The organism is Xanthobacter sp. ZOL 2024 (assembly GCF_052932325.1).
In genome coordinates this window covers 3,041,992-3,058,621 of sequence record NZ_CM128808.1, presented here as the reverse complement: position 1 = coordinate 3,058,621, position 16,630 = coordinate 3,041,992, and the positions used below count along the sequence as shown (strand labels likewise).

Below are 16,630 nucleotides of genomic sequence, written 5' to 3'. Positions count from 1 at the left end.
CATTCCTCGGCGTCGGCAGCTGCACGGTTGCATGCCTTGAAACCGGGCTGCGCGGGTTGTACGAGAGGAATCGCTGGGCAAGGTGTTTCGGCAAGGGGGCGACGGATCATAGAGGGGGCCCACGTCATGGAGTGGCCAGCAGACGTCTGGTTGCTGCATTCGAACGCCTTCTCGCGGTCCCCGTACCCCAGAACGCAAGGGAGGGCGGGCGCAGTCAGTCGACCGGAACATTGGGCGATATCCGGTTGCATGTCGCATTCGACGAACGGCGCGCGCGCCGTGTCGGACGTCGATCTCCTCGCACATCTACGGAGCCGTTCGCTGAATGCGCGCCGTGATGGCCGGCCCTGGAGGGGCCGGGCGTGAAACGGCAGCATGGCGCCACCGCCAGCACCAGGGACAGTTGAAGACCACAGTGTTCGCAGGCCAGACCGGCGGACGGGTGGATCTTGGGACCATGAGCGTCGGGCCTGACGGATCCGGGCCGAAGAGGGAATGAATGACGAACCGCATCAGCCGCGTTCAGACGCCGATGCCTGAGACCGGATTGAACCACGCCGCCGCCATCATGGGCTACGCTTGCCGGTTGCCGGGTGCCCCGACGGTGGACGCTTTCTGGTCCTTGCTGCGTGCACGGCAATGTGCGGTCACCGAGATCGACCCGGATCGCTGGGCCAAAGAGCGGTTCCTTCATCCCCATCCCGGCGAGCCCGGGCGCACCTATACCTTCGCGGCCGGCGTGCTGCCGGATATCTACGCCTTCGATCCCGGCGCCTTCGGCCTGTCGCCGCGCGAGGTGGAGCAGGTGGACCCTCAGCAGCGCATTCTGCTGGAGTTGACGCGCGAGGCGTTCGAGAACGCCAACATGCCGCTGTCGGAGCTCGAGGGCGAACGGGTCGGCGTGTTCGTGGGAGCGTCCTCGCTTGATTATTCCGTGCGGTTCGCGGCGGACGTGAGTTCCGTCGATCCGCATTTCGTGACCGGCAATGCCCTGTCGATCATCTCCAACCGCATCTCGTTCGCCTTCGGCTTCACCGGGCCGAGCCTGACCATCGACACCGCCTGTTCGTCCTCGCTCGTCGCATTCGATCGCGCGGTGCGCGCCATCGAGAGCGGGGAAGTGGACGTCGCGGTGGTTGCCGGCGTCAACATCCTGGCTGCGCCTTACAATTTCGTCGGCTTCGCGCGGGCCGGCATGCTTTCGCCCACCGGTCGCTGTCGCCCCTTCTCCGCCCAGGCGGATGGCTATGTGCGCTCGGAAGGGGCGGTGGTGATGGTGCTGCGGCGCCTCGCCTCGGCCACCCAGGCGCTGCAGGCGCCGCGCGCGGTGGTGATGGGCACGGGCACCAATTCCGACGGGCGGACGGTCGGCATCGCCCTGCCCAATTCCGACGCCCAGCGGGCCCTCATCGAAACCGTCTATGCCGCGCGTGGCATCGATCCGGAGCGCCTCGCCTTCGTGGAGGCGCACGGCACCGGCACGCGGGTGGGCGATCCGGCGGAAGCCAACGCCATCGGCAACGCCATCGGCCTGCGGCGCAGCACGCCGTTACCCATCGGCTCGGTCAAGTCCAACCTCGGCCATCTGGAGCCGGCCTCGGGCCTCGCCGGACTGCTCAAGGCTTTGCTCGCGCTGGAACATCGGGTGTTGCCCGCGTCGCTGCATCTGCACGAGCCCAACGAGACCATCCCCTTCGCCGCCCTGAACCTCGCGCCGGCGCAGGAGGAAGTGCCCCTCACCGTAGACACGGCCGACCTAGCTGCCGTCTCGTCGTTCGGCTTCGGCGGAACCAATGCCCATGCCGTGGTACGCCGTCCCCGCGCCGATGAGCTGCCGCCCGCGGCCGCTGCCGTTGGGGAAGAACCCGGACCGCAGGCGCTGCTGCTGTCCGCATCCAGCCGCCAGTCTCTGGTCGAGCTCGCCAGCGCCTATGCGCAGGCGCTCGCGCAGGGGGCCGATGGCGCCCGCCTCGCCCATGCCACCGCCTATGGCCGCTCCCTGCTGCCGCATCGGCTGGCGGTGCCGCTGAAGGGCGGTGTTCCGGCGGCGGAAGCGTTGCGCCGCTTTGCCGCCGAGCAGCCCGAGCCGGGCATCGCCAGCGGCATCGCCGACCGGCCCCAGAAGATCGCCTTCGTCTTCGCCGGCAACGGCGGCCAGCATGTGGGGATGGGCCGTGCGGCCTATCTCGCCAATGCGTCGTTCCGGGCCTCGATCCAGCGCATCGACGCGCTGTTCGCGCCGCTGGCGGGCTGGTCTCTTGCCGACGCCATCACCGCGCCGGCAAGCCAGGAGCGCCTGAATGCCACCGAGGTGGCACAGCCGCTGCTGTTCGCCATCGGCGTCGGCATCGCCGAGGTGCTGATGGCGCATGGATGCCAGCCCTGCGCCATTCTCGGCCACAGCGTGGGCGAGATCCCCGCCGCTTATGTGGCCGGCGCCCTCGACCTCAAGGAGGCCGTGGAGCTGATCTACTGGCGCTCGAAGCTGCAGGAGGCCACCCGCGGCTCCGGCAGCATGGCGGTGTTGATGGCCGCGCCGGATGACGCCGCGCCGCTGCTGACCAAGGATGTGGTCATCGCCGCCATCAACAGCCCAAGCGTGGTCACCATTGCCGGGCCGAGCGCTGAGGTGGACGCCATCCTGCGCCGCGCCCGCAAGGCCGGCATCGCCGGCAAGCGCATGGACCTGGATTATCCCTTCCATTCGCCACTGATGGCACCGGTGGAAGCGCCCCTGAAGGAGGCCCTTGCGGGGCTTCACCCGCGCACCGGCGCCCTGCCCTATTTCTCTACCGTTACCGGCGCCCGCTTCGACACCGCGGGCCTCGACGCCGACTATTGGTGGCACAATGTGCGCGAGCCGGTGCGCTTCGCCGAGGCGGTGACCCAGGCGGCGGAGCAGGAAAAGGCCGACATCTTCCTGGAAATCGGCCCGCGGCCGGTGCTGACCGGGCACATGCGCGAGACCCTGGAGCCCCTGCTGGGCGCGCAGGTGGTGCTGAGCACGCTGCAGGAAAAAGCCCCCGCCCATCGCGACCCGGTGCTGCACACGCTGCTGTCCTGCGCGGTGGAAGGTGCCCCGTTCGACCGCGGCAGCCTGTTCGGAGCGCGTCGCCCGCTCGGCGCCATCCAATTGCCGCTCACCCCATGGCAGCGCCAGACCATCGTTGTCCCACCGACCACCGAGGCCGTGGACACTGGCGGCAGCCGCCCGCTACATCCGTTGCTCGGCGGTCGCCTGAAGGCAGATTCACGCGAGTGGAGCGGCCTGCTGGATGCCCAGCTTGTGCCCTATCTCGCCGATCACAAGGTCAATGACACCGTCGTCGTCCCGGGCACGGCCCTCGCCGAGATGGCGCTGGCCGCCGGCCGTGAACTGTTCGGCGAGGGTCCATTGGCGCTGGAGGAGTTCGATATCCTCCATGCCCTCACCCTCAATGACGAGGGCGCCCGGGAAACCCTGGTGCGGGTCAGCGCCGGCGGCGAGGTGGAAATCCTGAGCCGGCCGCGCTTCACGGTCGATTGGAGCCTCCACGCGCGCGGCCATATCGGCCCTTCCGCCTCTACGCGGGCGGCGAAAACCCTTGCCGCCCCGGCGGATGACCAGGGCATGCGCTGCCTCGCGGCCGAAGACCTCTACGCCGCCGCGGCGCTCATGGGGCTGAACTACGGCCCCCAGTTCCGCCTGGTCACCAGCGCCGAGGCGCGGCACGGGCGCATCTCCCTCACCCTGGCGCCGGAAGCGGCGGACCAGGGGGCCTACCGGCTGCCCCACGTGCTGCACCCCACGGTACTGGACGCCAGCCTGCACGGCCTGCTGCTGGCGGTGGACGAACAGGCGTTCGCCGAGCACCGGGTGTATCTGCCGGCGCGCTTCGGCGCGCTCCACGTGTTTGGCGGCGGACCGGTGGTGCGGGCGGAGCTCGAAGTGGTGCGCGCCAGCCGCCGCTCCCTGCTGCTCGACATTCAGCTGTTCGATGCCGACGACGTGCTTGTCGCCCGGCTGGATCATGCCCGCCTGCGGGCAGCGGTGTTGTCCAACCAGGCGGCGCTGGAGACCGATTACCGCCAGCATCTGGAGCGCCTGCCCCAGCCGATCGCGCAGGTGGCGGTGGTGGAGGCGGCCGAGGCCGCCTTCGCGGCGCTCGACCAGGATGACGTGGCAAGCAGCGATGATTTCATTCTGCTCTCCGCTTTCGCCACGGCACTCGCCCATGAGGCGGTGACCGCGGTCCAGAGCGCCGCGGGCGCCACGGGCGAGATCGATCCGGAGACGCTGGTCAGCGACGGGTACGTCGCCGACGAGAGCCGCGCGCTGCTGCTGACCCTGCTCCACATACTGGCCGCCGCCGGACTCGCCCAGCGGCAGGGGCAGATCTGGAGCGTCAACGCCGATTCCGGCCTGCCCGCCAGCGCCTCCATTCTCGGTGAGGTGCTTGCAGATTGTCCCGATCGCGCCGCCGAGGTCACCCTTGGCGCCCGTCTGGCCGAGGCCGTGGCCGATACCCTGCGCAGCGGCGCTCCGCTCGCCCTGACCGCCGCGCTGGTGGATCATTGGCAGACCGCATCACCCGCTGCGCGCGCCCTGGAAACCGTGGCCCGGACGGTGGTGGACGCCATCGGCAACGACGCGGAGCCGCCGCGGGTGCTGGTGGTGGAACGCCACGGCGCCCTCGCGCTGTCGTTGCTGCCGCTCGCCGAACGCGGCCTCATTCGCCTTGCGGTGGACGGCGCCGACACGGCCACCCGCGAAGCCCTGGCCGCGCGCCATCCCGCCCTCGCCCCGCTTCTGGCAGCCTCCGGGGAGGCCGCCCCCGGGCATGACCTGGTGCTGTGCGCCGACCTCTATGGTCTCATTGCCGATAACGAGGCCCTGGCGACGCGGCTGGGGACGCTGGTGACGCCCGGTGGTGTGCTGTGCGCGCTGCAGATCCAGGCCAATCCCCTGGCCACCCTGCTGGCCGCCGCCGACCATGACGGGGCCTCGCCCATCGCCCCCATCGCCGAGACCGCCCGGCGACTGGCCTCGCGGGGCTTCCTGGCCATCAAGACCAGCCGTGCCGGCACGCCGCGCGCGCCGGTGGAAGCCCTCATGGCCCGCGCGCCGCTGCCGGACGAGGAGGTTCCCGCCGCCGCGACAGCGCCGCTGGCCCGGAGCATCGAGGAGCTGCTCACCCTGTCCGGCGCAAGCCTGGCGGTGACGCTGCGGGGGCAGGATGCACAACCCCAGGCGCACCTGCTGGACGCGGCCACCGCACCGGCCGATTGGGAGGCGCCCCTGTCGCCGGCGGAAGGCACCCGCACCCTGATCGTGCATCCGCTGATGCCGGCACCGACCCCCGACGCCATGGCCGACGCCTTGCTGCGCGCCACCCAGCTGCTGGAACGGGTGCGGGCGGCCGGCGCCGGAGCCGAGGTCTGGTTCCTCACCCGTGGCGGCGCCCCGGTAGAGGGCAGCCCCGAGGCAAGCGCGGCGTGGGGCTTCGGCCGTGTCGCCATGAATGAGTTCGCCGACATCGACCTGCGCTTGCTCGACCTGGCACCCGCGCTTGACGCGGCCACCGCCGGCGCCAGCCTGGCGGCGCTGATGATCGCGCCGCCGGACGAGCGCGAGCTCAGCGCCGATGACACCGGCCTCCAGGCCGTGCGCACCACCATTGGCCCTGAGGCCGCGGCCACGCGCGCGTCGACGGCGTCCTCCGGCGCCGATCACATGGCGCTGCTGGAGGCGCGCCCTGGCTCCATGGATCGCCTGACCTGGATCGGCGTCCCCCGGCGCACCCTTGCCGCCGGCGAAGTCGAGATCGAGGTGGCGGCCAGCGCCCTCAATTTCCGCGACGTCATGTTCGCCCAAGGGGTGATCGGTGACGAGATGCTGGAGAATGGATTCACCGGCCCCTCCCTCGGCTTCGAGTGCGCCGGCACCATCTCCCGCGTGGGCCCCGAGGTGCACGGTGTGCGCGTCGGCGACCGGGTGATGGCCTTTGCCTCCGCCGCCTTCGCCTCCCATGTGGTCATCCGCGGCGACCTGGTGCTGCCGGTGCCGGAGCGGGTGGACCTGAAGGCCGCCGCCACCATTCCCGTGGCGTTCCTTACCGCTTGGTATGGCCTCGTCACCCAGGCACGCCTGCGCCGGGGCGAGTGGGTGCTCATCCATGGCGCGGCCGGCGGTGTCGGCCTCGCGGCGCTGCAGATCGCCAAATGGCTCGGTGCCCGCATCGTGGCCACCGCCGGCACCCCCGAAAAGCGCGCGCTGGCGCGGCTGGCGGGGGCGGACCTGGTGTTCGACTCCCGCTCCCTGAGCTTCGTTGACGACATCCGCGCCAGCATCGGTGGGGTGGATGTGGTGCTCAATTCGCTGGCCGGCGAAGCCATGGCCCGCAGCATCACCGTGCTGAAGCCGTTCGGCCGGTTCGTGGAGCTGGGCAAGCGCGACTACATCGGCAACACCGAGATCGGCCTGCGCCCGTTCGCCCGCAACCTGTCCTATTTCGGCGTCGACACCGACCAGCTCATCGCCGCGCGCCCCGATGCCCTGAACGAGCTTTTCGCCGATCTCATCGGCCGGTTTGCCGACGGCACTTTCACACCGCTGCCCTATCGCGAGTTCCCGGCGGTGGAAGCGCCGGAGGCGTTCCGCCTCATGCAGGGCGCGGGGCATGTGGGCAAGATTCTGCTGACGCCGCCGCTGGCGCCACCGCCACTGGCGGCCCCGGCGCCCGCCTTCCGGGCGGCGGCGGATGGGGTGCACGTGGTGGTCGGCGGCACCGGCGGGTTTGGCTTCGAGACCGCCCTGTGGCTGGCGGAACATGGGGCCACCGCTCTGGTGGTGGCCTCCCGCTCCGGCGCGCTGGCCCCGGAGGCCGCCGCGCGGGTGGCGGCCCTGTCGGCGCGCGGCATCACCGTGGAGGTGGCCCGGCTCGACGTGCGCGATGCCGCCGCCTGCCAGGCCTTCATCGACGATCTCGTGGCCCGCTTCGGCCGGGTGGCCGGGCTCGTCCACACCGCCATGGTGCTGGACGACGGCCTGTTGCGCGATCTCGACCGCGCCCGCATGCTCAAGGTGCTGGAGCCGAAGATGGACGGCGCCAGCCATCTCGACGCCGCCACGCGCAATCTCGACCTCGATTATTTCGTGATGTTCTCCTCGGCCACCACCCTGGTGGGCAATCCCGGGCAGGGCAATTACGTGGCCGCCAACGCCTTCCTGGAGGGCGTGGCCCGGCGCCGTCGCGCGGCCGGCCGCGCAGGGCTGGCGGTGGCCTGGGGCGCCATCGCCGATGTGGGCGTGCTGGCGCGCGAGACCGCCATCAACGAAAAGCTCAAGCGGCGGATCGGGCGCCATGCCATGACCGCCGCCACCGCCCTCGGCCACCTGGGCCAATTGCTGGCCCTGCCGGCGGCCGAGCAGCCCGCGGTGGTCACCTGCTCCTATATCGACTGGGCCAGCGCCGGTGAGCTCCGCGTGGTGAAGGCGCCGACCTTCTCCGGGCTGATGACCGGTGGCGGCGAGCGCAGCATGGGGCAGACCTCCGACCTGGAGCACCTGATCGCCGGGCAGAGCGATCAGGCCGCCCGGCTCACCATCGCCCGCCTGCTGGCGGAGGAGATCGGCAAAATCCTGCGCCTGCCCCACGAGAGCATCGACCTCACCCGGCCGCTCACGGACATCGGCATGGATTCGCTGATGAGCCTGGAGCTCGACATGGAGGTGCAGCGGCGCTTCGGTGTGGAGCTGCCGGTGCTCGCCCTCGGCGCGGGCTCCACCCTCATGGACGTGGCCGAGAAGGTGCTCCAGCGGGTGCGTGGTGCCGAGGATATGGAGGGCGACGCCGCCGCCCAGGTGATCGCCGAGGCAGGCATCATGGAAAAACACGTCAATCTCGACCTCGACGCCGCCACCCTGGAGCGGTTGAGCGCCAAGGTCGTCAGTGAACGCGAGCACGCGGGAGAAGGCCTGCTGTGACGACGTCCCCTCCCTCCGGCCGGATGGCGGCCGATACCAAGGCGGCCCTGCTCTCGCGCATGCGCCAGACCGGCGCCCCCGCCGCTGCACCGGCCGAACGGCACTACGACACGGCCTTCTCCACCCTGCCGGGCTTCGAGCAATTGAAGCTCATGCGCGCCGCCACCGGTGCTTTCGGCATTCCCAGCCCGTTCTTCCGCAGCCATGACGGGCGCGCGGGCGCCACCAGCATCATCGACGGCAAGGAGGTGATCAACTTCGCCTCCTACGACTATCTCGGCCTCAACGGCGCCCCGGAAGTGCTGGCGGCGGCCCGGGAGGGAGTGGAGGCGTTCGGCTGCTCGGTATCGGCAAGCCGGGTGGTGGCGGGGGAGCGCGGTTTTCATCGGGAGTTCGAACAGGAACTCGCCGCGCTCTATGGCGCCGATGATGCCATTGTCTATGTCAGTGGCCACGCCGCCAACGTGACCACCATCAGCACCCTGGTGGGCCCGCGCGACGTGGTGTTCCACGATGAGCTGATGCACAACAGCGCCATCGTCGGCGCCCAGCTGTCCCGCGCCCATCGGCGCTGGTTCCCCCACAACGACCTCGATGCACTCGAGACCCTGCTGGCGGCGGAGCGGGGGAACTTCGGCCGCGCGCTGATCGTGGTCGAGGGCAATTACTCCATGGACGGCGACACCGCCGACCTCGCCCGTCTGGTCGAGCTAAAGCGGCGCTTTGGCGCCTGGCTCATGGTGGATGAGGCGCACAGCCTCGGGGTCCTCGGCGCGCGCGGCCACGGCCTGTTCGAGAAGACCGGTGTCGACCCCAAGGCCGTGGACATCTGGATGGGCACCCTGTCCAAAACCCTGGCCAGCTGCGGCGGCTACATCGCCGGCGCCCAGGACTTGGTGGACTATCTCAAGCTGTCGGCCCCCGGCTTCGTCTATTCGGTGGGCCTGTCGGCCCCCGCGACACTGTCGGCGCTGAGCGCGCTGCGCCTGCTGCAGCGGGAGCCGGAACGGGTGGCGCGCCTCCAGGCCAATACCGCCCGCTTCATCGCCGGCGCCCAGGCGGCCGGCCTCGATACGGGACAGGCGGAAGGCTACGCCATCGTTCCGGTGATCGTCGGCGATTCGCTGAAAGCGGCGGTGCTGTCCAATCGGATGCTGGAGCGGGGGGTCAATGTGCTGCCCATCATCCACCCGGCGGTGCCGAACAAGGCGGCGCGCCTGCGCTTCTTCGTGACATCCGAGCACACGCAGGAGCAGATTGACGCCACTATTGCAATCTTGACGCAGGAATTGAACGAGACCGGCGCCTTCATCCAGAGGTTGGCCTCGTCAGGGCTCGGCGACATGCTAGAAAGCGCTGCCGAGCTCGGCAAAGTGTGACCGAATGGAAACAGACGCCAGCATCGTGCCCGAGGCGGTTGCGGAGCATTCGTTTCGCGGCGCAATATGGATCGGACCCACTTTAAGGGTTCGTTCATCAGGACGGGCGCAAGACACACGACCTCGGGGGTCGATGCGATGAAGATTCTGCTGGACATCACCCGCCTGTTGCGGCGCTCGGGTCAGATGACCCCCACGGGCATCGACCGGGTGGAGCTGGCCTATGCGAAGCACCTGATCGCGCATTACCCCGACAGCTCCACCTTTGTCGGGCGGTTTCGCTCGCGGGTGTGGCAGCTCAATCCCTCAGCCGTCCCCTATTTCGTGAACACCCTGGCCGCGCGCTGGGACCTCTCCAATGCCCTGGTGACGCGGAACGAGCTGCGCCGGCTGGAGGAGTTCCTGAACCTGCGCCGCGGCGCCATGGCCCATCCCCCGGGCCCGCACGTGCCGCGCAAGGAGATGCCGGAGATCCTCTCCGCCCTGCCCTCCCTGCTGTCGCCCATCAACATTCTGCCCGGGCTGTTCCGCCGTCCCATCGCCAAAGGCGCGGTCTATCTCAACGTCTCCCATGAAGGGCTGAACTCCCCCGGCCGGATTGAGCGGCTGGTACGGACCTTCGACTGGAAGCCCATCTACCTGGTGCACGACCTCATCCCCGTGACCCACCCCGAATATGTGCGCCCCGGAGACGAAGCCAAGCACACCCAGCGCATGAAGACGGTGCTGAACTCGGCCTCGGCGGTCATCTACAATTCCGCTCACACCGAGCGGATGATGAACAGCTTCGCCATGTCCACCGACATGAAGCCGGCGCGCGGCATCGTCAGCCTGCTGGGGGTGGAGGAGAAGTTCCAGAAGGGGCAGGAGCGCGCCGCCGACCTGCCGCCGGTGGGCGGCGACCCCTATTTCGTGGTGGTGGGCACCATCGAGCCGCGCAAGAACCATCTGCTGCTGCTCAACCTGTGGCGCCATCTGGTGGAGCGGCACGGGGCGAAGGCCCCCAAGCTGGTAATCGTCGGCCGGCGCGGCTGGGAAAACGAGAACATCATCGATGTCATCGACCGCTGCAGCAATCTCAAGCAGCACCTGATCGAATGCAATCGCCTGCCCGACTGGCAGCTGACGCGGCTGCTGTCCGGGGCCCGGGCCGTGTTGTTCCCCTCCTTCGCCGAAGGCTATGGCCTGCCCCTGGCCGAGGCGCTGTCCCTGCGCGTGCCGGTGATCTGTTCCAATCTCGAGGTATTCCAGGACATCGCCGGGAACATTCCCTACTATCTCGACCCCATCGACGGCATGAGCTGGCTGAAGGTCATCGAGGACTTCGCCCTGCCGGACTCCTCGCTGCGCCAGGCGCAGATGGCCAAGATCGATCGCTTTGCGGCCCCCACCTGGCAGCAGCACTTCGATGCGGTCGACGAACTGATCGCCGATGTGGCCCAGCCCCGCCCGGCGCCCCATCAGCAGCTGCTGTCGACCATCCGGCGCAAGATCTCGTTGAGGCCGGCGGGCGAACACTCGCTCGAAGCGGCTGGAGCCGAGGATCTCATCGGCGCCCGGCTGCCGCACTCGACCACGATATAATCCGTGCGGGCATCGGCCGCGAGCTGTCCGAAACCAGGCAGCAGCGGCGCGTGGTCTCCGTAAAACACCAGCAGCGAATGCTCCGTGTGGGCGTCGAGCGACGCCGCCATGGACGCCAGCAGGGCATCCGCATTGGCGATGTGCTGGCAGTATTGCTCCACCGGATCATCGGTCGCCGTCAGCCGGCCGGGGCCATAGGGGTCGTGCGCCTCCATGGTCACCGTCATCATGTACAAAGGCTGTTTCCGCCGGCGCGCCTCCAGCAGTTCCGCCTCCATGCGCGCGCCCACCGCCCGATCCGCCACATAGGGACCGAAGCGTTCGGCCCCGGCGAAGTCCGCCTCCGAGAGGAAGCGGCCGTAGCCGAGTGCCGGAATGGCGCGGGCACGGCCGAAGAAGTGCCGATCGTAGGGGTGCATGAACACCGTATCCCACCCGGCCCGGGCCAAGTCCGCCGGTAAGGCATGACCGGCGAAGCGATGCGGTCGCAGATAAGGGTGGAAGCGATCCACCCCCTGGGCGGTGAACGGCAGGCCGGTGGCGAGGGCGAACTCCGGCCGCAGCGTATAGGCCCCGTAGCAGGGCACCAGCAGCCGGCCATGGGCGAGCGCACGGCCCTTCAGGCCATCGAAGGCGGGCAGCAGCACCCGGCCGCCATGGCGGCGCAGGTCATAAAAGGATTCCGACTGGATGACGACCACCGCATCCAGAGGCACCGACGCGGCGGGGCGCGGCGGGGACGCGGGGACGGCTGCGGCCCGAGGTGCGGGCGGCGGCAGGGCACGCAGCGCCACGGCGGACACCAGCAGGGAGGGCATCAGCCCCAGGCGCGCCACGAAATCGTGTGCCGGCTCGTGGGCCACCGCAGCCTGCGCGCGGGTCGCCAGCCCCAGGACCCACCGCGGCCACCCGTAGGCCGCCAGCACCAGCAGCGCGAGGCCTGCCGCCAGCGCCGCCTGCAGCGCTCCGCTTAAGGATCGCGGCTCGAGCTGCATCCAGGTGACGATCAGAGCGACGAGCCCCAACGCCACCGCCGCCACGCCCAACGTCTTGCGCCAGCCGAGGTAGAACAGCTCGGGATGGCGGACCAGATGGGTGATGAAGGCGAGATCTGTGATCACGAGGGGTTCGGTGAGGTGCCGCCGCTTCTCCCCGGAAATCACCAGGAACACCGCGGTGGTGATGGCGGCGGCGGTAGCGGCGAACGCGGCGCGCGCGGACAGCGCCAGCCAGAACAGGAACAGCAGCGAATAGGCGCAGCCGCGCAGCACCAGATGTGCATCGCGCCGGATCGCCACCGCGCCGCGCCCCACCGCCCAGCGATCGAGCCCCTCGCAGACCAACACGGCCATCACCCAGGCAACGCCCGTGATCGCCCCGCTCCCAGCCATCATATCCCCACCATCGTGGCCAGCCCCGGCCACCTTCGCACCAGGCCGGACCGACGACTCACCGAGACCACCATCATGCCGCACCCCTGCGTCTTCTTCACAAGCGCCCGGCGCGTCGGTCTCCACTGTTCACACGCGTGCGACCACGCCATAGCCTTATGCTGCACCGCCAAATGAAATTGAAGCTAGGCGTTTATATGGTATGCCTCGTGCAACCGCTCGGCATTCATGACTCGCTATTCAGTCGACCCGGCACGCTGGAAATGGAGAAAGGGCGTTCATGTCGGTTTTCATCCCGCCATTTCCCCCTCGGCCTGAGAAGGCCCTGTCCATTGTGGAGATGTTGCGCCGCGGATCGACAAACTTCATCAGTATTTTCGAAGAAAGTGCCTTCGTGCATCAGACCATGTCCCTGCAGGTCCTGACGCGCCAGGTGTTCATTTGCAATAGTCCCGAGAGCATCAACGAAGCCTTTGTCGAGAAGGCCGCAAATTTCGAGCGCAAGAGCCCACAGATCCGCTCCGGCCTTGCACCGCTGATCGGCGATGCCCTCGCCATCAGCGATGGCCCGGCGTGGGCACAGCGGCGCGCGCTGGTGGAGGGCGTGCTGAGCGTCAGCCGCACGCAGGCGCTGCTGCCCGAGGTGCTCGCCATCGTCGACGCCGTGACCGCCGACTGGCCGCAGGGCCCGCAGGCGCAGGACATCGACATGCTGGACGCCACGGCGACGCTGTCCGCGCGCATCATCGGCGGGCTGCTGTTCGGCCCGAGCTTCGGCGCTGCCGAGGCGGCGGCCATCCGCGCCGCTATCGCCGACTATCAGAAGCATACCGACCGCAGCGACCTGCCCCTGCTGCTCGGGCTGCCCAGCTGGAAACCCTTCCGCCAGAACACGCCGATCCTCCGCAGCGCCGGCGCGGTCCACGCCCTGTTCGAGCGCCTGCTGGCGGCAAGCCTGGACAGTGGCAGCGGCCTTGCCTGCGTCCTACGCGACAGCGGGCAACTGGATCCCACAGCCCTGCGCAACGAACTGATCTCACTCTATCTCGGAGGCGACGACACCGTCGGTGCGCTGCTCGCCTGGGTGTTCTATCTGGTGTCTCAGGCGCGCGACGTGGAGGCGCGCCTGGAGGAAGAGCTTTACGCCTTCGTCGGCCCGCAGCTGAAGCCGGCGGAGGAGCTGGCCCGCTTGCCCTTCGTACGCGCCATCCTCTGCGAGGCGGCACGGCTTTATCCACCGGTACCGATGTTCGCCCGCCAGGCACAGGCGGCCGACGAGATCAACAAGCGGAAGATCTCGGCCGGAGCGCTGGTGGTCGTCATCCCCTGGCTGCTGCACCGCCACCGCAACCTGTGGCACGAGCCGGATCTGTTTCAGCCGGAGCGCTTTCTGCCGAATGCCCGCCGGAAGCTGCGAGAGAATGCATTCGTGGCTTTTTCCATCGGCCCTCGGGCCTGCCCCGGTGCCGCCCTTGGCCTGGCCGAAGCCGCCGTCTGCGTTGCCGCGCTCAGCCACCGCTATCAGTTCCGGCTCAAGCCCGGCACCGTGGTCGAGCCGGTGTGCCACCACACCCTGCGACCGAGCCCGGGGCTGCCGATGCGGGTTCAGCGCCGCGTGCTGCCCACCGGAGTGCGCGTGCCGGCGCCGCGCGCCTCGTGAAGAGGCCGGCCACACCGCCCGCAGGTGGCGAAACTGCGCGACGAGAGCGACGCCGGTGCAGGGCGAGGGACAACAGGGGAGTGGGAAGCGATGGTTGGCGTGCTGATCGCGCTCGTCGTGCTGGGGGTGATCGTCAGCGTGCTGTCCGTGTTCACCGCGGCGCGCAAGCTGTTGTGGCTGCACCTGCCCACCGAGCCGGCGAGCGCGCGGGTCTCGGTGATCCTGCCGCTGACCGGGCCGGCGCCCCACCTGCCGCACCTGCTCGCCCGACTGGCAGCGCAGACGCTGCGTCCCCGCCGGCTGATCGTCGTGGTGGAATCACAGGATGACCCGGCCTGCGCCGCTGCTCGCGCCGCCGCGCCGGACGCAGGTTTTCCGGTGGAGATCGTGATTGCGGGACCCGCCGTCGACCAGGCCCAGAAATGCCATAACCAGCAGGCCGCGCTACGCCATATCGACGCGCATGACGAGATCATTGTCTGCATGGATGGCGACATCCGCCCCCATCCCACCTGGCTGTCAGCCCTGGTAGCCCCTATTCGCAACGAGGACTTCGACCTGGTCACCGGGCACCGATGGCAGCAGGTGGCGGCGCCGCGGCTTGGCGCACATCTCATCGCCGCTATCGACCGGGCCGTGACCCTGACCCCGCGCCTCGATCGCGACAGCACGCGGGTGGTGTGGGGCGGCAGCATGGCCATTTCCGTGGCGGCGGCGGCGCGCATGGATTTCGCGGGCAGTCTCGACCATACCTTGTCCGATGACCTGTCCATTGTCACCAGAGCAGCGGAAGCGGAGCTGCGCGTGGTCACCCGTGGCGCCCTGTTCATTGCCTCGCCGTCGGATGCGCGCCTGGGCCCGGCCTGGCGCTTCGCGCGCCGGCAATATCAGATCTGCCACATCTACCGACCCTGGCTCTGGCGGCTGGCCCTGACCCTGATTGGCACGCGCCTTCTGGCGTGGATCGCGGCGACGGCGCTGCTGGGTATGGGGCATCCGTTCGGCGTCGCGATCGTGCTGCTCTGCGGCCTGGGGCTTGCCAAGCAATATCTGGTTGCGCGGGTCGCCGACCGGGTCGGCATTGCCGATCCTGCGGCGGTTCGCCTCGGCCAACTGGCGCTTGGCGTGATACAACCCGTAACCGACGTGTTCCACGCCAGCGTCATCCTGGCGGCGGTATGGACGCGGCACGTGCGCTGGGGCCATGTGCTTTATGAAGTCCAGGCTCCCGACCGTATCCGGGTGAAGGAGAGGCGGCCATTCACACCTTGATCCGCGCCTGCGCCGGCGCCTTCGGGCGGATCCCCTTCGCGGCCAAGATCGCCGGGCGGTTCCTGGGCGATCCCATGCCGCTGCTCGGCAACAAGCCGCTGGAAGGCTGGCAGACGGTGTTCCGCCTGCCCTATCGCCAGCTGGCCGTGGTCAACGACAACGCCACCGCCGAAACGGTAATGCTCGACCGTGCCGGCACGTTCCCAAAGAGCGCCGTCGTCTACACCCTGCTGCGCCCGCTGATCGGCGAAGGGGTGTTCGGGCAGCCGGGCGGCGACACGGTGAAGGAAACGCGGCGGCTTCTGGCACGCGCACTGGCGGCCATTCCGCCCGAGCACATCGCCGAGGTTACCCGCGCCGTGACCCTCGAATATCTGGAGGGCTGGCTGCAGAACCCCGGCGCGCCGGCGCCGGTGGGGGTGGACCTGTCGCGCCTCACCGTGGATGTGGTCTCCATCTGCACCCTGGGCCGGCGCTTCTCGGCAGCGGAATCGCTGCGATTCACCGAGCTCTTCTCGCTCTATCACCAGCGTTCCAAGGCCACCTTGCTGATGCTGGCCCATGACGACCCGAAGGTGCGCGCGCGCATCATCGCCGAGCTGGAACTGGCGGAGATCGGCGCGGACATGCGCGCCCTCATCCGCCAGTGCTTCCTTGCGGCGCCCCTCGCCCATGGGCCGGGCGCCGCCCCGGGCATCTTCGCCAAGGCCCTGGCCGATTCCGGCTTCGCCGCTCCGGGCCAGGACGATCGGGCCCTCGACGAGATCGCGGTGATGCTGCTCGCCGGCCACGAAACCACCGCCTCGACCCTGAGCTGGCTGCTTCACACCCTGGCCCAGGATCCGCAGATGCAGGAGAGCGCCGCCGCCGCGCTCCGAGGCGAAACGGGCCGGCGCAAGCGCTTTTCCGGTCACAGCGGTGCGGAGGTGGGGTTTGCGCTCACCCAGGAGGCGCTGCGCCTTTATCCGCCCATCGGCTTCTTCCTGCGCGAGAACCGCAAGGACGTGGAGCTGGAAACGCGCACCCTGCCGAAGGACAATTTCGTCGTGGTGGCGCCACGCGCCCTGCATCGCCATCGCCGATACTGGAAGCGCCCGGACGATTTCTATCCCGAGCGCTGGCTGGACAAGCCGGAGCCACCGGCCCGTACCGCGTTCATCCCCTTCGGCATGGGGGCGCGGGTGTGTCCCGGGGCGCAGTTCGCCAATATCGAGATGGCGGAAATCACGCGGCTTCTGCTGACCCGCGCCCGCTTCGCCTTGACAGCGGGTCCCGCGCCACGTCCTCTCGGCAACCTGACGTCGCGGCCCGAGCCCGACATCGTGCTGACGGTGACCCCCCGCCCGCCGATTGCCGACCCAGCAGAACGGAGCTGAAC

6 protein-coding genes and 1 pseudogene are annotated in these 16,630 nt (G+C 69.2%); 6 read left to right on the top strand and 1 reads right to left on the bottom strand.

The features are described from left to right. The first annotated feature begins 499 nt into the window (after positions 1-499). From ACU4E7_RS13930 to ACU4E7_RS13920, 3 genes are all read left to right on the top strand, one after another. Positions 500-7,966 (top strand): SDR family NAD(P)-dependent oxidoreductase, encoded by a 7,467-nt coding sequence (locus ACU4E7_RS13930; protein ID WP_447019198.1) that lies wholly within the window; start codon positions 500-502, stop codon positions 7,964-7,966. 23 nt (positions 7,967-7,989) lie between these two features. Beyond that, a complete protein-coding gene (locus ACU4E7_RS13925; protein ID WP_447021635.1) occupies positions 7,990-9,345 on the top strand; it encodes an aminotransferase class I/II-fold pyridoxal phosphate-dependent enzyme in 1,356 nt (451 codons plus the stop codon). 138 nt (positions 9,346-9,483) lie between these two features. After that, positions 9,484-10,929 carry a glycosyltransferase gene (locus ACU4E7_RS13920; protein WP_238121581.1) on the top strand — a complete coding sequence of 482 codons (1,446 nt, stop codon included), beginning with the start codon at positions 9,484-9,486 and terminating at the stop codon, positions 10,927-10,929. Positions 10,930-10,955: 26 nt separating this feature from the next. On the opposite strand, the pseudogene ACU4E7_RS13915 reads toward ACU4E7_RS13920, so the two are convergent. After that, positions 10,956-11,747, bottom strand: a pseudogene (locus ACU4E7_RS13915) (LTA synthase family protein); the annotation flags it as partial. Positions 11,748-12,600: 853 nt separating this feature from the next. On the opposite strand from ACU4E7_RS13915, the gene ACU4E7_RS13910 reads away from it, so the two are divergent. From ACU4E7_RS13910 to ACU4E7_RS13900, 3 genes are all read left to right on the top strand, one after another. Beyond that, positions 12,601-13,980: a cytochrome P450 gene (locus ACU4E7_RS13910; protein WP_447019197.1), complete on the top strand. Its 1,380-nt coding sequence runs from the start codon at positions 12,601-12,603 to the stop codon at positions 13,978-13,980. Positions 13,981-14,070: 90 nt separating this feature from the next. Further along, the gene (locus tag ACU4E7_RS13905) at positions 14,071-15,252 is read left to right on the top strand and encodes a glycosyltransferase (protein ID WP_238121580.1); all 1,182 of its coding nucleotides are present in this window, start codon (positions 14,071-14,073) and stop codon (positions 15,250-15,252) included. Further along, a complete protein-coding gene (locus ACU4E7_RS13900; RefSeq protein WP_238121579.1) occupies positions 15,249-16,628 on the top strand; it encodes a cytochrome P450 in 1,380 nt (459 codons plus the stop codon). Before ACU4E7_RS13905 ends, ACU4E7_RS13900 begins: the two co-directional genes overlap by 4 nt. Positions 16,629-16,630 lie beyond the last annotated feature (2 nt).